The following is a 21,719-nucleotide window of genomic DNA, read 5'->3' on the forward strand; positions in this document are numbered from 1 at the left end:
CCAATGGGTAAGACACCGGCGCAGAAAAAGCGCAACCAATACCTGGCCTCTGTGCGTGCCAGAGGAGCCAGCGGCCACAACCTGTGGTTTGTCAGCCCCCCGCAGGACACGCAGGCGCTCCCGCTGACGCTGAGTTCGGACATCGAGTTAGAGGCCTTCTTCTATCTGGAAGGTTCACCGGATGTGGCGTTCGTCGACTACTCCCCCCTGCGCCACGGGCGAGCGCACTCGCACCCGGGGCGGCGGCACTTCGCTACCGTCACCACGTTGGAGGGTACCGAGCTCGACGTCGACCTGGCCCTTGAGGCCGACAAGGCATCGGCGGCAGGCCGGCGATTGATCAGCCTGGCGATGCTCAACGCAGCCAAGGTGCGTGTCCAGAGCTGGCGGGCCATCGTTCCCACGATCAACCGGTGCCGATCGCATTCCTTGGGGCCGCTGATCATTCGCTGCCGACATTTGCTGGAAGAACATGGCGAGCTAGCGGTTCGGAATCTGTGCCAGCAGCTCCCCTCCGAAAGCACCGCGCTGATCACAGGCGCGGTGGCCACGCTGCTGCGTTCGCGCGAGGTCGAGAGCGACGTGGATACCCGCCTATGGGGTCCCGGTACTGTGCTGCGGACCCATCGCCATGGGTAGCCGCCTGACTCTGAAGACGACGCCTCCCGAGCGTTTGGTTCTCGCCAGCTGGGCCATACCATCACTGGAAGGCCTGGGTGCGGCGGAGAGGAAACGGTTTTACTCGCTCAAGGAGGCCATTACCGGCTACGTGCACGGCGCACGGATCACGCGCCTGCTGCAAGCCCAATCGATCTGGAAAGAGGTGTTCTATCGCGCCTATGACAAGTGTGTCGCGCTTGATGGGCAAGGCATGCCGATCGGCTGGATAGGGCTGCTGCCCTATTTGGAGATCCAGCCGCGGCAGCGACGGAAGCCCCTGCCGACGCATCAAAGCAAAGGGCTAGCGGGGGCACTTGCGCAGTTCCTACGCCAGAACAGCGACATTTCCGCAGCCTTGGAGTCGTACTTGCTGCTCAACGCCAGACGAAAGCCCGGCGGAGAGGCGGGCGTCCGACACAAGTCGGTCCACATGGAATTTTTGCGTTTATGCGAGGCCAAGGATCCCGACATGCAGTCCTGGCCTTTTACCTCGTGTCGGCGTGGGGCGGGGGCCGTACGGGAGTTCACCAAGGCCTTTCTGATCCAGCACTACGACGCGATCGTGGCTACCCAATATGGGGACAAGGCCGCGACCAAAGCCAAGGCCGGCAACGGCCATGTCTCTCGCCTCGTGGCCTGTATGCCAATGGACATCGTCGAGATGGACGAGCATGCCATAGGTTGCATCGGCACCGTCAGGATCGAGACGCCTGAGGGTTTCCGGTTTTTGGATGCAGGCCGAATGACTCTTTTGCTGCTGGTAGATCGCCACAAGGGCTGGATCATGGCCTTCAAGGTGATCTTCCGCGAGGCGGCTAACGCCGGCGATGCTATGGACGTGCTTCACGCGGGCATAATCGGCGAACCGGACTGGGCCCATCGCAAGGACGGTCAGCTGGCCACGCGCCCTTTGGCCGACCTGGACGACCGCTTCGGCTGGTGTGGGTTCAATTGCCTGTTGCTGGACAACGCGCTTATCCATCTGGCTGACGAACTGGTCTCACGCGTGATGTCGCTGAGCGGATGCGCGGTGAACTTTGGCCCAGTAAAAACGCCAGCCCGGCGCCAATTAGTAGAGCGCGTCTTCAACGAACTGGAACGCGCAGGCTTTAAACGGCTCCCCCAAACCACCGGTGCTGGACCACAGGATCCTAGGCGGCAGAAGGCCGAAGAGGCCGCCCGCGCGTGCGTGCTGCCAGAGCGCGAGATTGTGGAACTAGTATCGAACCTGTTGCGCAACTTCAACGAGAAGATGGGCAAAGCCAATTTGGCGGCCAGCCCCGCCCAGCGCATGCATGCGCTCATTTGCGGACCCGAACGCGATCAGTACCAGTTTCCGTTTCTACCCCCGCTTCGGGAAGGCGAGGCAGATCTGTCCAAGTCGATCATTACCGTACCAATTCGGGGAAACAAAGCCACTGGGCGTCGCCCCTATTTTTCTTTTCTGGAGGTCGACTATACGAACCCGGCCATGGCGAAGGATTGGGCGCTGTTGGATGAGCAGGTCAACCTAGAACTGCATGTGGCACGAACCAATGTCCGATTCATTGATGCTTTCTGCCGTCAGCGCCCCTTGGGCACTTGTCAGGCGGGTGGCCGCTGGCGTTGGAGCGATCACTCGATCGATCTGCGGCGCCAGATCAATCAGCTCCTTCGCGGAGGCTACATCGAGAACGACAGGAACGACGATGTCGTGGCCGCGTTCCTGAAAAAGGTGGCGGACGAATATGCCATTGCCAAGGCTAAATCCAAGCCGGCCAAGTCGGCCATGCGACTCGTAGGCGATCACAACGCCCGTCGCGATGTGCCCGGTGACGCCCCCACCAACTCCACTCAGGTGCAGCAGGCTGAGGTCGCGGTGACGGACCTGCTAGATCGGGCCAGCGAATCAAAAAGTTCCAACTACATGCAGTGGGATGAGATAGGTGCCTTCAACGGAGACCGTCATGACTATTGAGGAAATACTGCGTTTGCGTGATCAGGTATGGGATGAGCACCCGGTGATCATCGAGCGAGCGGTGCTGCCTACGCTTGCTGCCAAGGACGTCCTGGGTCGTGTTTGGGCGCTTGGCCGTAAGGGCAGGGGTTCCATTGCTTTCTTCGCCCAGCCGCTGTCGGGTAAGAGTTCATGTGCCGAGTTGTTGTTGGTAGAAATGAAGCGAAAAAAGCCTGGTTGCGGCGTGCTGATCTTTGAGGTGGTCGAAGACACCAATCCGGCCGAAGGGCGCTTACTTTCCGAAATCCTCAACCAGATCGACTATGCGCCCAAGATCGCCAGAGACTTGGCCGGCAAGCGTACCCAAGTGCATCGTGCTCTGCTGGCCCTCTCAGGGGAAGCCCGGCACCTTTTTCTGATCTTCGATGAAGCCCAGGAGCTGAGCTGTGACGAGTTTGCCTGGCTCAAGTCGGTCATCAATCGCCTGGTGCGAGACCGCGTGAAGGTCACGGTCATTTTGTTCGGGCAGGTCGAGCTCAAAGAGAAACGGCAACAATTGAAGGCCGCACGCTCGGATCTGGAAAAGCGTTTCATGTCCACGTTGAACGAATTCAGGGGAATTCAGAACGCCGCGGAACTGGAGCCGCTGCTGGCGGCGATTGACGCCGGTTCTGAGTTCCCTGTGGGTTCGGGCATGAGCTACCTGCAACTCCTACTGCCCAGGTTCTATGAGGGAGGGGGGCGGCTTGCCAGCAGTAGTGCGCTGTTCTGGCGCGAACTAAAACAGCAACGCTTGCCTGGCGTGGGGACCGTCGTGGCCATGTCCAGCGTGGCCGGGTTCTTGGCATCGTTCTTCATTCACCTTCGTGGTGCAGACAGTGCGGAGCTGAAGATCACGTCGGAACTGCTTCAGAAGATTGATGTCATCTGAGGCCTCGGCGCCGGTGGGTTTTGTTGCCCATCTTCCAGAGCATTGGGAGAAAAACTCCCTTTATGGGGCATACGCGGCGATCGGCCGATTCAACCTGTGCCGCGCATACGACATTGCCAAACTCATCGAGCGGCCCTTACGCACGCTCCAACCGTATCGTCCGCCTTCGACCACCCACCTATTCGAATTCATGAATTGGGTGGCGCAACTGAAGGTGGCGAGTGACGAAATCACGCATCCGCTCCTTCGTCGCGTGATCGCCAAGGCGCGGCAAGACCTCACTGAAGTGCCCTTGGAATGGTATCGAGCTTCGGTCTCCTGGTGCCCCCAGTGCATGAAGCGGAATCATCACAAGGCGATCCATCAGCATCGCTCACTCTGGTTTTGCCCTGAGCATCACGTCCGCCTTGAACAGTTCTGCAACTATTGTGGCCAGCACAATGGCTATCGTGTCTTCTTTGATCGGGAGCCGCTGCGTTGCGGCGGATGCGGATGTCGTCTGGATGGCGTGGATGACGGCACCACATCGCAGCCCGCCGCACCTAAAGCATCCCCGGTCGAGGATCAACCGACCTGCCAGCTAGCTGAGCGGGTCTGGATTGCCGGCCTTCCACGGTCATCCGGACCGTCTAGTGCGTTGGGTATTTCGCCTCACGATGTCCGTATCTATGCGGCGGAGGAGATGCGCGCAGCAGAGCTTTCCCCGCAAAGCCGGGTGCTCAGCCAGTACTTCCGCCTCATCCCGCATTGGCAAATAGCCACGACCCATGTTCGTACCCACGAAGAAGCCATTTCTCGCGTTGCTGCGCAGGCGCACACCTTGGCGCAAAAGTCTGGCCATGCGTGTATGCAAGGCATGGCTGGTGGATCAGGCAAACATCAGCTTGCATGCCCCTGCAGCATCGGATTCTCCCTGTGGCTTTTGCGCACTCGGCGCGGGCAAAACAACAGCGCGCCTTGGTCGGACGATATCAATCTGTTGGCATATGAAAGTTCACATCTGGGCTTGTGTTTGTCGGTGAGTTGGCTAGCACACGTGCAGGCACAGCTTATGGGGAAGACCTCCGCCCATGAGATGATGCTAGCGTTCTGGGATCTTCCCTCAGAGACACAATCACCCGGCCCCCGTAGCGAGCACATCTCCGAGACGAGAGCCTTTGTCTCCCACATCTTTCAATGGTCTGCCGTCCACTGCTGTCATGTCAGTAATCAGGTGATGAGCCTGAGGGAGAGGTTGTCCACTGCGGGACGCCGATCATCGCATTATGTCCAAAGCGATGTGATCGCAGATGCGAGCTGGATCATGGATCAGATAGGTGTCGCTGCAAGGCGCTAACACCGCTTACCGGTGTGATGTATGGGCGGCTGTCCCGCCGCCCGCTCCAACACACGCGGCGATGCGGTTTGGAGATTGGGGACGAAGGAGTGGGCCAGCTTCGATGTCCCAGAACAGCCGCACCTTTCCGAAACGTTCCTCTCGCCAATCAACAGATATTTGATAGGCCGTCCCAGGGCCTTGGCCTCCTGAGCACCAACATACTGATTGAGATCAGGAAGTAGAGCGTTGCTGCCGACGACACGTCCAGGGGGGGCAGAATCCTGCCCCTCTAATGCGGTGCCGGCAACCACACGCATGAAACCTAACTCATGGCGTCGACAGCGCTTGATTAGCCAGAGAGGAAAGATTTCGTCCGCCCGGACCGCATCCCCTTCTGAGTGGATCTTCGTACTGGGAAGGTGGCAAATTTCCACGACTTAGTGACACCTACACGTCGAATCCTCCCATCGAAGAACGGTTGCCACTCGTCGTTTTAAGAAATACATCGCTTGGTTACAACTACTGTAGATCAATCTATCTGAGAAATTGGAAGTCGCGATAGCGATCTAGCTGCCTGCCTACCAACAACTTTGCGAGTTGATGCGTTGGTCGAATTCTGATTACCCTCATCCACAATCTGGCGAATTTAGCGATCTGCGTGTGTGCAGTAAGAAGCGGGGTGTGCAATCCGAAGCACTTTAGGTTGCAAAAACACACGGCAATGCTATTTACTGTCAATGCCTAGTTGAGAATACTAAGCAAGTTTAAAAAAAATCGGATCCATTTAATTCAGGGTGAAGGAAAAGATGCGCGCGCTTAAAATGGAGGAAATGCATTTGGTGTCTGGTGGTGGCGCTTATACGACGCCCGGAAATAATAGTTACGCTACCGGCGCTAATTTATCTCAAGCTCAGAGCAATACAGCTGCTACCATTGTTGACTATGGATTGTCCCACGGGTTTCTTTTCAGTGACATTAAAATTGCAGTCAATCAAGCATTTTATGAAAGCTCTCTTGGCACGATGGAATCGAATCCTTCGAACTCATCAGTTCAGGGGCTCTACCAATATAATGCAGCCACTTGGAGCGACTTAGGCCATTCCGCGTTAAATCGCGCTAGTGATTCAGATCAAGTGGCAGCCATGTATTCGGACATAGTCGCATTTCATTCAAGATACAATAGTGGAATTGGTAGTGGCGCGATTCCTTCCACGCTGACTTTTGAAAATTATATTGAGGTAAAGCATCATCTTGGCAGTAATAGCACTGATTGGAATAGCGCGGTCATCAATGACTACCAAGGTAAGGTTACTATTCTCGGCTTGACGACTATCGTGCAAGGACCAGCACATGGTGGAGCTACTGGCGGTGGTAACGGTGGAGGCGGCGGTGGCGGATCTCCGGGCAGTAGTGGAAGTGCCGGCGGCAGTTCCGGCAGTGTGACAGTAGGTGGCCCAACTCCAGTCCATAAAGGCACGCCCTGAATTTCAGGCTGCTTCGCCGATACTCTCCAATAGCGCAATAATCATTGACAAAAGCGTCACAGGGATGTGACGTGAAGCGCTAACCAGTCTTGTTTCTATATCGTTGCGACGCATGGGTTGCTGCTGCCTTGGCTCAAAAGCGTTTATCGGCGTGCCAAAAGCTAGCCAGTCGATTTTGACTTGAAGCAACGTTGCTAATTTGTTCAGATGGGATGTCGATGGTAAAAAGCCTGATTGACGCTCCCAGTGGGCAACCGTTGACCGGCCTACCCCCAAGGCGTCGGCAAGATCACGCTGAGAATAACCAAGTTTAGTTCTGGTTGCCTTTATGCGGTTGGCGACAGCTGATCGATCTATCTCGGGCATACCTGTCATTTCATTATAATCAGTGCGATTAATTTTCATGCGAATTTTGGTCATTTGTATTTGTTCTATTATTTCAACTTATTTTTATATCTCAGATTAGCGTAAAGACCTGATTTTGCCATCTTGCACTAAAAAAATGCGGTCGGCGGAATCTAACGTTTCCTTCCTGTGCGCGATCTGGATAACCGTCATTTTAAGTGACCGAAGATTGCGAATGATGGAGGTCTCTCGCTCTTGGTCAAGGTGGCTGCTAGCTTCATCCAAGAGGAGGGCTTTTGGATTTCGATACAGCGCTCTAGCGAGCAATATCCTCTGTTTTTGCCCGCCCGATAGCGATGACCCCATGTCTCCGACCATGGTGCGATAACCCATCGGCATGCAGGATATATCGCCGTGGATGCAAGACAGACTTGCAACTTCTTCGATCATCGACTGATTTGGCTTCTCATCAAAAAAACTTATATTTTCTCCAAGGTTGCCTTGGAACAACACGTCGTCTTGCATAACGCAAGCAAGCTGGGCCCGGACTTCTGACGGTCCCATCTCTCGAATGGTCCGGCCATTGAACAGCACATCACCTTGTTGGGCTTCCGCTAATCCAAGAAGTAACTTTGCAAGGGTACTCTTTCCGCTACCTGACGGCCCGCAGATAGCCGTTGTAGAGGCGGCTGGAATGAGAAGGCTGGCGTCATAAAGGATCCACGGCTGGTTGTCGGAATATCGATAGCTGACGTTTCTAAACTCGATTTGAAGTTTTTCTTTGCCTAGCCTTGTAGGGACGGCTGGCTCTTTTTCGGGTTGAGCCAGAGCGATGTCTGCCACGCGCTCAGCTTGTGCACTCAGTAAAGAGAGTTGAGTTCCGTATTCCACCAAACTACTGAGTCGACCGACAAATAGATCTGCATATGATGCATAGGCTACGAGCATGCCTGCTGTGAAGTCTCCTTTAAAAACTAATACGGCTCCGATCGCTATCGCCCCAATTCGCGCCGTTGACAGCGTGACAGTACCCATTGCACTGTAAGCAGCAGTTGTCCTCTGTACGAGCGCGGATGCGCCAATTGAAGCTGCACTTCGATTGGCATATCGCGAAGCTTGCCAAGCGGTTTTGCCAAAGAGCTTTAACGTTTGAGATCCGCGAATAGATTCCAAGAGCAACGACTGACGTCTAGCCTCTTCAATCAAAGCGGATACCGTGTTTAGCTTCAGTCGGCTAAGGTAAGCCAATCGAACTGCAATATAAGTTGCCGACGCAAAAATAGTGAATAACGCTAGCTTGGGGCTGTATATGAATAGCATTATTCCCGTTGCGATCGACATGATGCCATCTAAAACTCCTGTTACAAGCTGGGTGCTTACGGCTTGCTGCATTGTATAGAGTGTGCTGAATCGTGAACTTATGTCTCCCAGTGACCGATTCTGAAAAAAAGTATGCGGTAGCCTGAGTAGGCGGGAGAAAAGTCCTGTGCTCCAGCCAATACTGATTTGACTACTAATCCAGACGATGGCCCAGCTTCGTATCAATGAAAAAACAACTTGAGTGATTGCAAGTATCACCATGGCCACCACCACCACCGGAAGAAGACCGCGATCTCCGTCCGCCAATACACGATCTACGACGATCTGGAATGCCTGAGGCGATGCAAGTGCTACCAGCTCCAATCCAAGTGAAAGCATGCCTAAATTCAATAGGGCCGATCGCAATCCGCGAACTGGGCCGAAAAGTGCAGTAAGCGATAATGGCTTTCTCTCTGTTCGTCGCTTGAGGTTCGGACCCTTAAGAAGCTCTACTGCAATTCCCGTAAAGTGCCTTCCTATCTGATCATTTCTAACGCTGACGCGACCCCTGGCTGGGTCAAGCAGCACAATGCTTGTACGGTGCACGCGTTCAAGCACGACATAGTGATCCATGTCCCAGTGAAGGATCGCCGGAAGTGTAAGTTGGCCAAGCTCTTCTAGCTCTAACCTGAGTGGGCGACATACCAATCCGTTGCGCTCAGCTGCGTTTGCTATGTCACTTACCGTCATGCCTTGGGCAAAGTTCCCAGCGGTTGTTCTCAACTCCTCTAAACTGACCTGATTCCCATGCTTGTGTAAGATCATTGAAAGGCATGCAAGCGCACATTCATTTGCCTCAGATTGGTAAACGATTTTCGTGGCACGTGACATCCATGCCCTCAGCAAAGAAGTCGGTGTGGTATCTAATGTGACTGCATGATCTTGCATGTTAGTTTTGGACAGATGCATGGAAAGCACTTATAGGCTCGAAAAGCCATGATGCAATGGAACGACGCTCAAGTAGGAGCTCTGCGTCAAGTTGCATGCCCGGATTTAGACGTTTAGAAGAACCCTCGACGTAGATTTTTTGATTTTCTAGTTTGGCTTTTGCTCTATAAAGCGGCTGGGGCGGAGGAGCTTGTCCTAACAAATCGGATACTTGTGATGGCAATACTGGAGTTTGGGAGATACTTTCTATGGATGCGTATTGAACGCCATATTTCTGATAGGGGAATGCAGCGTAGTGTAGAGCTACTCTGGTGCCTGGGTGGATGAATCCAATTGCGCTACTGGGAATAAAGACTTCTGCGATGATGGTGGACGGTTCTGGAACTAGTGTCAGGATGGCCTGTCCAGGGTTAATGGCTGCAGCTTGCTGGACAAGCAAGGTGCTTACCATTGAATCCTCTTCCGCTCTTACAATGATCTCTAAATCACTTTGATCTTGAGTTAGAGTGGCTTCTAGCCGTTCACGCTCACGCTGTAGCTCATTGGTTTTTATAAGAGATTCGGCATTTATGGAAGCAAGTCTTTGCTGTGCTTCTCTCTGTCCCTGTTCCATTTCTGCAAGCTGACGTTTAAGTGCAGAGACTTGGGTTTGAGAGTCTAGCAGTCCCGACTCGATTTCTTGGACCTGATACTCCGCTACATAGCCATCTTTTAGAAGAGGCTTTAATTTGCTCAGCGTCCTATTTTTTTGTGAGACGGCGGTAGACTGATAAGTAATTTGGTCTCTTAGGTTGGTTAGTTGAGTCTCAATAGAAGATATCTTCGTCTTGAGTTGGGTTTTTTCTGAATCCAAGTTTGCTTCAGTAGCTGAGATGCTGCTGTCAATCTGGGTTATCTGAGTTTTTATATGGCGCTGGGTTGAGGCGTGAACGCCTCCGTCTGTGGTCGTAATCTCTTCTGAGAGTCGAACAAGGGCATCGCCTTTTTTTACATGCTGCAGCTCATGAACGTATATCTTAGACACGCTGGAACTTCTTCTGGACAATACTCGAATCTCTCCATTGCTTGACACAAGATGGCCGGCTACCTGCTCGCGCCTTGAGTAACTGGCAAATGTTATAAATAGTCCTGCTCCTATACAAATGGCGAGCGCTGCCAATCCTGCGGCGTGGTGGGCTCTGGGTGTTTGTATGACAACCTGTCCACTATTCAAAACCGAAGCTTCCGCCGCTTCCTTACGAAAAAGTTCCATGGTCCAGTCAAGGTTGTGCTAAATGATTTATAAAAAGGGGACGCCTGTTATGGCATCCCCGCGATTTCTAGATGTTGCAAGCCGCTCGCTTAAAAAATCCTGGCGGGAGGTGATAGGATTCAGGTATTGCGTGGGTGACCAATTCGGCCAGTGCCGGAACAAAGATGTAGTCTGGCAAAGGGCGGTCGGTTCGGAGGTCGTCAGACATCTTCATTCTTTTGTCCCAGCCATAGATCTCCATGTCCCGGAGCTTGCGGGGGCCGTCTGGATCGGGGTGTTTCCAATCTGGAAGGGCGTAATTGGTTGTTGATATTAGACTGGCGTAATAGCCAGCGCCCTTGTCCACTAAAAACCAATAGTTGAGATTGTGCGTAGAATCTTTAATCTCTACGCCTACTTCACGTGGCTGACCATCTTTTTTGATGGACTCCAATTTCGCGTGGAGTGAGGGCTGGCTAGAGTAAACATAGTATGCGACGTCTTTGCTGCATTCTGCGGCGTGTACTGTTGCAGTCAGCGAGCAGGCTGCGGCAACAATGAAATGATATAAGTATTTCATCAAAATTCTCAAGTTTAAGAACGGGCAAATCTATCGCTCAATGTGTTTTGGAGGCCCAACGGTCACAGTTCCAGGGCCGGTTGTCCCGCCGCCGGCACCTCCGCCACCTGTGTTTGATCCGGACCCAGCGCTCCCCCCTGTTTCTGCACCGCCTCCACTGGTTCCATTGTTAGACACTGATGTAAAGCCAAGAACTGTGACTTTTCCGTGGTAATCATTGAGGACAGGTGATGACCAATTTGTGCTGTTACTGCCTAAGTGGTGCTTTATTTCAATGTAATCTTCTAGCAGTAACGACGTTGGAATAGATCCTGCTTGCCTTCCTGCTGCCCATCTGATTTCAAAGCTGCGGATATCAGAATACATTGCGGCTATCTGATCGTCAGTGCTTGACCTATTCAATGCAGAGTGTCCGAGGCTGTCCCAAGTAGTGGCATCGTATTGATACAAGCCCTGCACGTTCGGGTTCGATGGATTGCTCGTGATGGCCCCAAGCGAGCTTTCATAGAACGCTTGATTGACAGCTGTGCTTACCTCGTCGGGAAGCATGCGGTGGCTATAGCCGTAATCGACTATCTTACCTACCGTCGTAACTTGTGCGTCCGAGAGGTTGGCTGAGACATTGACTGTATTACCGCCGGGCGTACGGTAGGACTGTCCGCCAGCCACGCATTGCATTTCGTCCCTGTTGAGGAGGCGCATTGATTGGTACTCAATAAATAAAGAGAAATTGTCTTGGCAGCGGGGCTGCCTCCCTGGCATCGGCGACTTACAGCAACGGCGCCCACTCTCCAATCTTGATTGCCCAGCTCGCTTTGACTGTTTTTGATGGAAAAAGTTCATGGCAGCATCGATCCGCCATGTTCGGCAAAGTTTTGCCGCTGCCTCCTTCGGCGAGCCTGGAAACCTAGGGAGCAGGACGTAACTATGTGGCACCCGATACCTGACTTGCTTCACGACTGACCCACCCCCGGGCTCTAAACCCGACCGCTACTCAGGGCGGGGGGACGTCGAGTCGGCAGGGATCGAACAAGTCAATACCACCGTCACTCAGATGGATGAAGCGACACAGCAGAACGCGGCCTTGGTTAAGGAAGCAACGGCGGCGGCCCGTTCCATGGAAGAGCAAGCCACGCAGCTCGCCGAGGCAGTGGCGGTCTTCAAGATCGAAGAGGGGAAGGTTCTCCCGGTCGGTGCGGGTCATGCCAGATCCGCCATTGCCAGCTCTGGCGGCAGGAAAGCGGCAGGTCCCCTGAAGACACCCTCAAAGGTTGTTCCGCACCGGGCACCACGCAAACTCGAGCCTATCACTGGCCTAACGGACGGCGCAGGTTGGCAGGAGTTTTGACCCAACCAATGTGGGCCCAGGTTCCTGGGCCCACTGGCGTTTTGAGCGGACACATCATTCCGCCAAACCCAGCAAAGGCAACCGCTTGTCCTGAACGGTAGTGTCCGCTATAAATCGCATAGCGAGCTTAACCATACCGACATATCGGCTGGGTGGGCTTGCTCATAGCCAGGCTATGAGTGCGGACACCGTCTGCGTACAAAGGGACGTCAATGCAAGGGCTGATCAGCGACCTGGAACTGTTAATGGCAGCTTGGGATGCGCAAGCACAAAGTTTTGATTCGTGTGACATGCCCGCATCTGCACTGGCCTTTCGAGAGTGCCGGCGACGCCTAGGTCTGGTCTTGGCATCGCACGCTAGCTCAGCCAGCGCGCATGGCACTGACGTCATCGCTACATCCTGACTGAGTCAGGGCTAGCCCGAGCGCTTGGCCGCCAAGTCCATCCAGATCGGGATGCCAGAGCCTGCGCGCTGACTGAACTGCGGCTCCTAATAACCTGGGGCACGCGATTGTCTTATAAGCCCAGCGGTCCCCATCACCGTTCTAGGCACATTTGTGACCTACGCTGATGAGGAGGCGGCTGGGCACTTACTCGGGCGGGTTTGGAGAGCTCTTTCAAACCATCTGCGGCCATGGATAGGTGTGAAATCACATGAGTGTCCGGCGCAGCTATCCGACGAAGCTCAATCAACGTCGTTGCAGCAGATGTAGGCTATTGGGGCTTCGACCAAGCAGTTGACCAGTAAGGCGCTGGATGGCAGTAGTCGCAGATTGGCACACAGGTACGCGGGGGCTAGATCAACTCAAGTGCCGGGGGGGAAATCCAGTACCTGTCACCGAGGCCGGTCGCTATGCCGGCAAACACCGCTGTAAGCGCACAATCCGGGAGTGAATAGGATGGGGAAAAACAGAGCTTTCCCTCGAGGCTACCCTGCGTGAGCTTTAGCCGACGTGGCAGCTCGCTACTCAACGTGAATTTCAAGATCTCGACGTTGCCTGGGTACTGCAGAGAAATCGATGCCATGCTCCGTACGGCCGCCCAGCACGCATAACGCCAGTGTCCTAAGCTGTATCGCGAATCGTATGGCATGAGAAGACCAACCAACTCCCCCAGGAAGATTTCGGGGAAGTGGTGGATGCGCAATTGGTGCTGGAGGTAGGCGGTCACTTCCTGTGGGACGAGCTCCTGCCAAACGCGCAACCAAGTCTCTGCATAGGTAGGCTCTTGAGCCGCAGTTCGCAGGTAGTCCTTGAGTCGCGCATCCAGTTCTGCGAAGGGGACATGTGCCCATGTGTATGACCAGGCAAGCTTGTCCCCGGCAACCGTATTGCTCTCCGGAAAGGCCTGATTATCGAACCGGATGACCCCCAACGCATCCAGTACCGAAAGGACGTTCTGCGTGCCCTCCAAGGTGGGTGCCACACGTACCCCTGCATGGTGCGCCTGTACCAGAGCTAGTAGATAGAGGGCACCACGGCCGCCCAGGTGGTGGACGTCGCCAATGGTTGGGGCATCGGGACGCCCTGGATCCCAAGACTGCGGTTTTGAGTTGTTCATTTGTTCGATGAAGGACACAAGGCGGTCGACCCAGGGCTGCGGGCTGCCTACTGACCGTTGCCATGGCATCTAAGAATATCTTAGTATCCAAGCGCCGGTCACTTCCGCCATCCTTAGCCCCTCTTGAGGGGGTAAAAGTGAATAGGCGGACGGCAGAACATCCGGTTTTTGCGCTGCGGCTAGCACAGGCGCGCGAACGAGCCGGGCTATCTCAGAAGCAGCTCGGCATCCTTGCCGGCTTGGATCCCGCCGTGGCCTCTCCACGTATCAACCAGTACGAACGCGGCAAGCACGAACCCCAGATCAAGACAGCCAAACAGTTGGCTGAGGTGCTTGGCATACCCGCGGCGTTTCTCTACACCGAAGACGAGCTGCTGGCCCAACTGCTTCTGCAGTGGAACGACCTATCCGTTCGTCAGAAGAAGGATCTGCTCAAAAGCCTTGAGAAAACTCCGACGAAGCGGGAGCCGCGCAAAGGCCGATGATTCGTTGGCCCGCGTGTTAGAGATCAAGCAGTCGAGCCGCTGGGTTGCTTGACGCGTCACCGACCTGAAAGTAGCCGATTGTCTGCGCGACGGAGCGGTGCTCAGTCAGCGCCATAGGGCGGGCAGGGCGATGCCCTGGCGACCGCCCTCGGTGATAAAGCCCGAGCGCAAGCTATGGCCGCCAAAGTCCCCGTTTAACCCCGCCTGCAATGCCCGCCGCTGCACGATTGCTGCAACCGGCCGCCTTGGGCGACAGACTCATTCACCCCACAGGCGGCGAAAGAAAAGGGCCCCCTGTGATGTCGGCCGCGCTCAGCCAGGCAGCCAGGGCGCGCCCTGCGCGGCCCAACACGAGGTCGTCGGGTGTGTGGCAGTGGCGCTCGGACCAGCCTGTTGGTTTTGCTGCGCTCCAGCCGGTAGATGAAAGCGTCTTCACCGATGCGGCGCAGGTCCTGTGCCCGAAGACCTCTAACTATGGCTAGATCAATTTACGGGAGGCTGACACGCACTCAACCAGAATCAAATGACTAAGGTGAGGGTCGGCAGGGATTCGTGAGAAATACAGCCGAATCCGCTTTAAGTTTTTGATGTTGCGTGCTTTTCTTCTTCATACGCCGCTGAGGCCACGAAGTGGCCTATTAGCACTTCGCGTCGAAACTGAATAGACAGAGTCCGCTACCCTCTCGGCTCGGCGATCTGCGTCCAGTGGGGCTCCAAAACGATCTCGGTGAATTGGAGAGGCGCGACCTTACGTTCCAGGTCGAGCGTGTAGTCTCCGAACCGATTGATGTGGCTGGTCCGATACGGCGACAAGCCGCCCAGAACCTCGGGATTCAACTCCATCCCCTCCTCCTGCAGGCTGGCCAACGTGCGTGTCATCTGGTCTACGTTGTGCAGGATGATCATATTGGCCACGAGCTGGTTGTACTTCACGACCTTTCGCTGCTCATGAAGCACGTTCTCGGCAATGATCCCTTCTCCGCCGAAGAAAACCCATTTGACGAAGCCATTGAACTCTTCGCTTTTGTTGGTGGCCGCCTGGATAGTCCGACGCATGTCCACGTCATCGATGTAGCGCAGCAAGAACAGCGTGCGAATGACCTTCCCAAGCTCCCGGAAGGCGAAGTACAACTTGTTCTTCCGGCTGTAGGTTCCCAGCCGGCGAAGGATCGTCGAAGCGGTGATCTTGCCCAACTTGATCGACACCGTGACCCGCAGCATGTCGTGCAGATGCGTTTCGATCAGGCCCCAGTCGATGCTGTCGCCGAACAGCGCCTGGATGTTCTTGTACGGGCGACCCGCCTCCGCGCGGAAGAAGGTCAGATCCTTGATGTTGCGAATACGTGGCATCAACTGAATGCCCAACAGGTAGGACAAACCAAAGACCGGATAACTCTGGGCCTGGGTATCCCCATGCACGATTTCAGGCTGGATATCAGACGTGTTGGCCAGCAATCCGTCCAGAATGTAGATCGCTTCGTGCACACCGCACGGAATGAAGTGACTGAACAGCGCCACGTACTTGTCAGAGACGTGGTAGTAGCCGATGCCGCCATAACCACCGTAGCGGATGTGGTACTCCGAGAGCAGGTTCTGCTCGTACATGCTCCACTTGGTGCCATCGGCCGACGCACTCTTGCCCGAGCCCCAGTAGCCAGGCAGATCGAACTTGTTGAACGTATTGATCACCTGCACGATCGCCTTGTCCAACGTGTCTTCAGTGACGTACTTGAGGTTAAGCCAGGAAATCTGGCGCCGACTGAAGCCCTTGATTGAGCGCGCAGTCTGGGTCGGGCCCAGGTTGCACCCGTAGCAGAACAGCGTAGTGATCACCCGGCGCATGAGATCGTCCACGCGCGCATTGGTGCCCGCAATCGGCCGGAAATGACGGTGCAGCTTGAGCCATTGAGCCGCATCGATCAGCACGTCTACGATACTCATCGCCGGCAGCCTCTCGGTGATAAGAGCATCGACCGTGGCAATGGCGCTGGAGATCTCAGGCCGTTGCAGCTTCCGGAGCACCAGGCGCCCATCCACCACATCGGCGTGGACGTTCTCCGGAAAACGTGCATCCACCGTGTCGGCCAGTGAGCTCAGCTCTTGCTGCAAATGGCGCACGAACTCGCTGGCCTCGGTGGCCAGACCAGATACCTCACCGTAGGCCTCCAGTTCCTGGGCGAACGTGGCCTCATCCACCAGTTGCTCTCGGTAATCGTCGTAGCGCTCCCCGTGGGGAATGAACAGATCACCGGATTTGAGTTCGTCTTTGATCTGGGCCAGCACAGCTAGCTCAAAGTACTTGCGATGCACCCAGCCCGGCCCCAGCGAGTCCGCTTTGCGGCCGAAGACGTGCCTGCGCCAGTTGACTGACAACCAGCCCAGATCCTTTTCAACATCCAGACCGATCGAGCTGGCCTCAATCATGTCCCGCCGCTGACCGCGGAGCGACAGCAGAGCAGCGATCATGCGTTCCATGCCCGCGTCCTGGCTGGTGGAGCGCAGTTGCATGATCTCCAGGCAGTTGAACAGCAACGGGCGGACAACGCTGTAAGGCTGGATCAGGAATGGCAGGTAGTTGCGGCCTGCGTACGCCATATGTTCATCGCATTCGGCCAGCAGTGTGGAAATGTCCGCCACCAGACTCAGTCCGATGGCATCCACACGCTGTGTGTCCGTTCCGTCGATCTGATAAGCCTGCAGGATCTCCTTGAGCTGCGCGATAAGCGTATCAGCACGCTTGCCGTGCTCTACTTGGTAGGCCAACAGTCTTTGCTGGGCCGTGTTCTCCAGGTTCTGCATCAGCCGGATGTACAGGTCGGCCGCATCGTCCAATGTCTTGGCGTACTGGGACCGAATGAAGATCGTCGCCAAGGCATAGCGCTTGGCCGGCTTGAGTTCGGCCAGTTCGCTGGCATCGAGCGCACGCGCCATGGCTCGGAACTGCTTCAGCTTCGGAACCGGAATATCCACGGCCGGCAACTGCTGGGCCAGATGTTGCAGGCGTTGGATATGTTGCAGATAAAAGCGCACTTCCTTATTGGTGGGCCGTTTGGGCTCGCGCTTTAGCGCATTCCAGCCGGTATATGTGGCATTGGCCGGTGCGGCCAACAGTTCCTTGATCAAGCTCTTGGCTGGCGCGGTCAAGGCCTCATTGATGCTGCGGTAATACTGCTCATGCACCTGCTCGCGGGCCTGAACCGCAATCTTCTCCAGCGTACTGAAGCCCGGCAGCTCAAAGCGATGGTGAACCAGCTCCTCCAGCAGCACGTTGATGATGTCGGCGATGACATGCTTGGTTTGAGCGGCGGCCTGGGCCACCGTTGCCAGCCATTCCCTCCCGCTGACATCCAGCGGACGAACGCGCAGGAACTTTCGCAGGCGCGCCATATGGGCGCGTTTAGCGCCGGAGACGTCGTAGCGATTCAAGTCTCGGATGGATAGCGCCCGGCGCAGCCCGGCTGCCTGGGCAATATGTTGCCGAATCCGTTCTGGGACATCGGCTAGGATCACGAAGTAGCCCAGCCGCTGGAACATCTTCAGGTGAATGAGCACAGCCAACTGAGTGGTTGGCTGGGTCGCCATGCTACGTGCGAGGCGCACTTCGCCGCCGCTGGGCGTGTAAATCTCGTCCAGTTCCTTGGCCGTGGGATCAGGTTTCAGGCGCGGATACGCGGTCTCGTGCAGCGTCGCCATGCAGTGCCCTGGTCAGGGTTGAGGTCAATCCCAGTGACGCCCGTCCTCGGCGCGCACGGAGGCTTCCAGAAAGCAGTGGTGGTTATCGGCAACGCGATGCATCTCATCCAGCAGCATGGCCATCCTCTCGTCCATGTCCGCGGCGTCGACCACCGGCATCGTGAGTCGGTACTCGCTTCCCTCGGCATCAAGCCGATGGGCTTGAAACGGGGATAGGCACATCGCCTCAATGCGTGCCCGAGCGCGGCCAGCGCCCCTGCCTCGGGGCGTAAACGGGCTCACTAGCAGGCGCAGCGTCAGGCTCACGGTCGCGGCCGGCGCTGGCAGCGCCGCCGAGGCGAGCGCGGGGGGCGGCGCGGCCTGGAGGCCGGCTTCAACGCGTTGGCGGGCGAACGGATCGCGGCCCTGGATGTAACGCATGGCCGAGTGCACGTCTCGCCATCCGACGTACTCCATCAGGGCTTTCACGTCCCAGCCGTTGTCATTGGCCCAGCCCGCAAAGCCCCGGCGAAGGGAATGGCTGCTGTAGCCTCCCACGGCCTCCAGACCTGCGGACTGAAACAGGTCGCGCAGCAAGGGGATCAGGCTGTTCGGATGCAACCCTTGGCTGCCGACGTTGCCCCATTGATCGACACGCCGGAACAGCGGGCCTTGAGTTAGCGCGGCTGCCTGCACCCAGGCCTGCGTGGCACTGACCGCGCACAAGCGCGACAGAGCGGGCACCTTGTACGTATTGCCTGCCGACTGTCTGTCGCCCTTGCTGCGCGGCAGGAAGCAGATCATTCCCTGCTCGGGTACCAGTTCCAAGTACTCAATCTGCAGCCGGATCAACTCATCGCCGCGGAATCCTCGCCAAAAGCCCAGTAACACCAGCGCCTTGTCGCGCATGGCACGCAAGGCATACGCGTGGTCGGCGCGCTCCTGGGCCGCCAGCGTGGCTTGGTCCAGCCACCCGACTACTTGGGTCAGCTGGGCCAGCTGCAACGGCGTGGCCTGCTTTTCGATTCGGGGGTGTAGCGTCTGAATGCCCTTGAGGACCTTGCGTACCAGCGGCGTACGCGTGGGATCGACGAACCCGTGCTCGGCGTGCCAATGCGCCAGTGCTGCCAGTCGTTGCTTCAGCGTGTTGATTGCTGCCTTGGGGGCCTGCTCGGCCAGATAGCGGGCCACGCTATCGGGCGTCGCCGGCAGATGGCCACCCCATTCGACCTCGAAGTGGCGCAGCGCCGAGGCATAGCTGCGCTGCGTGTTCTGACGCGTGGCCGCTTCGAGGTAGCGGTCCACATCGCTCACGCCTGGCAGCACTCCGCCGACGCGCAACCGGCCGGTTGTCGCAGCGTAGAGAGGATCGTGCACTCGGCACGTTGTCCGCCATGGCAACTGGCGATCACCCGCTCCAGTTCCCGGGCCATCCTGCGCAGATCCTCCATCCGGGCCTGGATATCAGCCAAATGACTGCGTGCCAGCCGATCTACGTCCATGCAGGACATCTGGTCGTCCCCGGACAACTGCAGCAGGCTGCGGATCTCTTCCAGACTGAAACCCAGATCCCGGCCGCGGGTAATGAAGCGCAAACGCTCGATATCGGCAGGCTCGTAAACGCGATACCCGCTGCCGGTGCGACCAGGTTGGGGTAACAGGCCGATCCGCTCGTAATAGCGGATGGTTTCCAGATGGCACCCACTGGCCTCGGCGGCCTGACTGATCTTCATGTGGCGACTTGACTCTGTAGTAGCTACGGACTTTACCTTGCCCCCTGTCCAGCCGCCAGCCTCCCGCCCGCGCGCCTCTACCCGTGTCCGGAGCTCTCCATGTTGCGCTCACGCCTGATCCGGTATGCCGCGTATCCCGCCCTGATGGGCGCGGTTCTGGCCGGCACGGCCGCAGTATTGGCCGATGGCCTGCCGGCTTGGCCAACCTTGGCGATCCTGGCGACCGCGGGCATTGCCATGGTGGCGCTGCTGGAGTGGCTGCAGCCCTACGAGCCGTCTTGGCGCCATAGCCAAGGCGACCTCAAAGCCGACTTGATGCATGGCGCCGTCAACTTTGGCCTGCTGGCCGGCACCGCCTATGGATTGCATGCCTTTCGCGGCCTGCTGCCCGCCGGCAGCCTATGGCCGACCCAGTGGCCCCTGATCGGGCAGATGCTGCTGGCGGGGCTGGTGATCGACTTGGGCCTGTATGCCATGCACCGCTTCAGTCATCGGGTGCGATGGGCATGGAAACTGCACGCTATCCACCACAGCGCTGAGCGCTTGTATTGGCTCAATGGAGAACGTCGTCACCCGTTGAGTGCACTGCTGATGGCCGGCCCGGGCTTGGGGTTGACTGTCGCCTTGGGTGCGCCGCCGCTGGTGATCAGTGCGTGGCTGACACTGATGAGTGTTCAACTGGCTTTCCAACACGCCAACTTGGACTACCGCGTTGGCCCGCTACGTCGCTGGCTAGGCGTGGCCGAAGTACATCGGTGGCATCACAAGCGTGACTATGAAGATGCCCAGGTCAACTTCGGCGAGTTCTTCATGATCTGGGATCGTCTGTGCGGCACCTTCCTTGATCGCCCTGAAACGCTGCGCGCCGGCGAGGTCGGGTTGCGCGAGGAAACGATGCCTGCCAGCTATTGGGCGCAGATGTGCTGGCCGTTTAACGAGGCTCCAGATCAACGGGATACGGCCTTTGCGCAATATCTTTGGCAAGGCGATCAAGCGCTACAACAAGGCGATCTCACGACGGCCTACAAACGGTACGAATTGGCCCACGTGCTCTCGCAGCACCGCACGCGCTTGCACGTGCGTAGTCATTGGGCGTTCGCAAGATGGGCGTGGCAAGCCCACGACATGCGCGAAATGGCTGGACAACTGCTGCGCCTGATGGCCGCTGCGACCCTGACATGGGTGTGGATGCCTAAAGGCAATACCGGTGGCGCTCGGGTAAACGCCTTGCGCACGATGCCGATTCCTTCAGAACTGCGTAATTACATGGAGAACACCCGATGAGTGACTGTGGCTGCCATCACGAGGCCAAGAACGCCCAGGAGCGACGTGTACTGTGGATTGCCTTGGTCCTCAACGCGGCCATGGCCGTCATTGGTGGCATCGCCGGCTGGATTGCCCATTCCACAGGTCTGCTGGCTGACGCGCTGGATATGCTGTCTGATGCCACCGCGTACGCCATTGGATTGGTGGCCATCGGACGCACGGCCCGCTTCAAGGCCAATGCCGCTTGGCTCAGTGGCAGCATTCTGCTGGTGCTGGGTATTGGCGTGCTGGTGGAGGTCGGACGACGGGTACTACAGGGCGCCGAACCACTCAGCGGATGGATGATCGGCACCGCGCTGCTATCGCTTGTAGTCAACGTCATCGTGTTGCGCATGCTCTCGCCGCTGAAGTCCGGGGAGGTCCATCTGCGAGCAACGTGGCTGTTTACCCGAGCCGACGTGGTGGCCAACATCGGCGTCATTCTTGCGGGCGTACTGGTGTGGTGGCTGGCCAATCCCTATCCCGACTATGTGATTGGCACCCTTATCGGTTTGTACGTGATAAGGGAAGCCATCGAGATCCTGCGTGACGCACGTCGGGCCAGCACGCAAGTGGGCAAGCCGACCGCGTGAAGATGCGTGTGCGAGCTCTGCCCGCGTTCCGCTGGCTGCTGGCGCTGAGCCTGGCACTGGGTGCCATATGGCACCCGGTGCTTACGGCGGTGGGCGAAATGCACGAGGCAGCCCATACGTGGTCCGGCGCTCACGCAGTGCTGATGACGTCCCACGCGGCCGCTGATGAGAGCGCCTTGGGCAAATCGCTCCATCAGTTACATCAACTCGCGCATTGCTGCGCGCACGCAGTCGCCGCTCCGGCGATGACTTGGGCGCCACCTCCTGCTCCGCAGCAGCAGGCCGTAGAGC

Annotated in this window: 16 protein-coding genes and 1 pseudogene; 9 read left to right on the plus strand and 8 right to left on the minus strand. The window is 56.8% G+C overall.

Translation table 11 applies throughout. From position 1 onward, the window contains the following. Positions 1-3 precede the first annotated feature (3 nt). From DYQ94_RS17185 to DYQ94_RS17205, 5 genes are all read left to right on the plus strand, one after another. The gene (locus DYQ94_RS17185; protein WP_160954717.1) at positions 4-639 is read left to right on the plus strand and encodes a hypothetical protein; all 636 of its coding nucleotides are present in this window, start codon (positions 4-6) and stop codon (positions 637-639) included. Continuing rightward, positions 632-2,617, plus strand: coding sequence for a hypothetical protein (locus DYQ94_RS17190; protein ID WP_160954716.1), 1,986 nt, complete (start codon positions 632-634; stop codon positions 2,615-2,617). The genes DYQ94_RS17185 and DYQ94_RS17190 overlap by 8 nt, the downstream gene beginning before the upstream one ends. After that, positions 2,607-3,527: an ATP-binding protein gene (locus DYQ94_RS17195; protein ID WP_160954715.1), complete on the plus strand. Its 921-nt coding sequence runs from the start codon at positions 2,607-2,609 to the stop codon at positions 3,525-3,527. Before DYQ94_RS17190 ends, DYQ94_RS17195 begins: the two co-directional genes overlap by 11 nt. Further along, the gene (locus DYQ94_RS17200; RefSeq protein WP_160954714.1) at positions 3,517-4,863 is read left to right on the plus strand and encodes a hypothetical protein; all 1,347 of its coding nucleotides are present in this window, start codon (positions 3,517-3,519) and stop codon (positions 4,861-4,863) included. The genes DYQ94_RS17195 and DYQ94_RS17200 overlap by 11 nt, the downstream gene beginning before the upstream one ends. A 776-nt stretch (positions 4,864-5,639) precedes the next feature. Further along, on the plus strand, positions 5,640-6,329 hold the full coding sequence (locus tag DYQ94_RS17205) for a hypothetical protein (protein WP_184429137.1): 690 nt from the start codon (positions 5,640-5,642) through the stop codon (positions 6,327-6,329). A 3-nt stretch (positions 6,330-6,332) separates the two neighbouring features. Here the strand turns inward: DYQ94_RS17205 and DYQ94_RS17210 are convergent, their stop codons facing one another. The 4 genes from DYQ94_RS17210 to DYQ94_RS17225 all read right to left on the minus strand — a co-directional run bounded on the left by DYQ94_RS17210 (position 6,333) and on the right by DYQ94_RS17225 (position 10,732). Beyond that, complete coding sequence (locus DYQ94_RS17210; protein ID WP_160954712.1) at positions 6,333-6,749, minus strand: helix-turn-helix domain-containing protein; 417 nt, start codon at positions 6,747-6,749, stop codon at positions 6,333-6,335. A gap of 42 nt (positions 6,750-6,791) precedes the next feature. Continuing rightward, a complete protein-coding gene (locus DYQ94_RS17215; protein ID WP_228434291.1) occupies positions 6,792-8,921 on the minus strand; it encodes a peptidase domain-containing ABC transporter in 2,130 nt (709 codons plus the stop codon). A 1-nt stretch (position 8,922) separates the two neighbouring features. Next, positions 8,923-10,173: an HlyD family secretion protein gene (locus tag DYQ94_RS17220; RefSeq protein ID WP_160954710.1), complete on the minus strand. Its 1,251-nt coding sequence runs from the start codon at positions 10,171-10,173 to the stop codon at positions 8,923-8,925. A 67-nt stretch (positions 10,174-10,240) separates the two neighbouring features. Then, positions 10,241-10,732 (minus strand): hypothetical protein, encoded by a 492-nt coding sequence (locus DYQ94_RS17225; RefSeq protein WP_160954709.1) that lies wholly within the window; start codon positions 10,730-10,732, stop codon positions 10,241-10,243. 1,012 nt (positions 10,733-11,744) lie between these two features. Between DYQ94_RS17225 and DYQ94_RS17230 the strand changes: the two are divergent. Then, a pseudogene (locus DYQ94_RS17230) lies at positions 11,745-12,080 on the plus strand (methyl-accepting chemotaxis protein); the annotation flags it as partial. Positions 12,081-12,875: 795 nt separating this feature from the next. On the opposite strand, the gene DYQ94_RS17235 reads toward DYQ94_RS17230, so the two are convergent. Beyond that, positions 12,876-13,658 (minus strand): hypothetical protein, encoded by a 783-nt coding sequence (locus DYQ94_RS17235; protein WP_237474906.1) that lies wholly within the window; start codon positions 13,656-13,658, stop codon positions 12,876-12,878. A 44-nt stretch (positions 13,659-13,702) separates the two neighbouring features. On the opposite strand from DYQ94_RS17235, the gene DYQ94_RS17240 reads away from it, so the two are divergent. Beyond that, positions 13,703-14,125 carry a helix-turn-helix domain-containing protein gene (locus tag DYQ94_RS17240; RefSeq protein WP_237474905.1) on the plus strand — a complete coding sequence of 141 codons (423 nt, stop codon included), beginning with the start codon at positions 13,703-13,705 and terminating at the stop codon, positions 14,123-14,125. Between the two features lie 675 nt (positions 14,126-14,800). On the opposite strand, the gene DYQ94_RS17245 is transcribed toward DYQ94_RS17240, so the two are convergent. The 3 genes from DYQ94_RS17245 to DYQ94_RS17255 are packed head-to-tail and all read right to left on the minus strand — an operon-like array spanning position 14,801 to position 19,530. Continuing rightward, positions 14,801-17,818 (minus strand): Tn3 family transposase, encoded by a 3,018-nt coding sequence (locus DYQ94_RS17245; protein ID WP_046933271.1) that lies wholly within the window; start codon positions 17,816-17,818, stop codon positions 14,801-14,803. Between the two features lie 24 nt (positions 17,819-17,842). Next, positions 17,843-19,111, minus strand: coding sequence for a site-specific integrase (locus DYQ94_RS17250; RefSeq protein WP_046932193.1), 1,269 nt, complete (start codon positions 19,109-19,111; stop codon positions 17,843-17,845). Beyond that, positions 19,108-19,530 (minus strand): MerR family transcriptional regulator, encoded by a 423-nt coding sequence (locus tag DYQ94_RS17255; protein ID WP_046932166.1) that lies wholly within the window; start codon positions 19,528-19,530, stop codon positions 19,108-19,110. Before DYQ94_RS17255 ends, DYQ94_RS17250 begins: the two co-directional genes overlap by 4 nt. A gap of 99 nt (positions 19,531-19,629) precedes the next feature. On the opposite strand from DYQ94_RS17255, the gene DYQ94_RS17260 reads away from it, so the two are divergent. Beyond that, positions 19,630-20,814, plus strand: coding sequence for a DUF3703 domain-containing protein (locus tag DYQ94_RS17260; protein ID WP_127170488.1), 1,185 nt, complete (start codon positions 19,630-19,632; stop codon positions 20,812-20,814). Next, positions 20,811-21,428: a cation diffusion facilitator family transporter gene (locus DYQ94_RS17265; RefSeq protein ID WP_046935221.1), complete on the plus strand. Its 618-nt coding sequence runs from the start codon at positions 20,811-20,813 to the stop codon at positions 21,426-21,428. The genes DYQ94_RS17260 and DYQ94_RS17265 overlap by 4 nt, the downstream gene beginning before the upstream one ends. Positions 21,429-21,719 lie beyond the last annotated feature (291 nt).

The sequence above is a fragment of the Xanthomonas sp. LMG 8993 genome (assembly GCF_009835065.2).
In the GTDB taxonomy this organism is placed as follows: Bacteria; Pseudomonadota; Gammaproteobacteria; order Xanthomonadales; family Xanthomonadaceae; genus Xanthomonas; species Xanthomonas arboricola.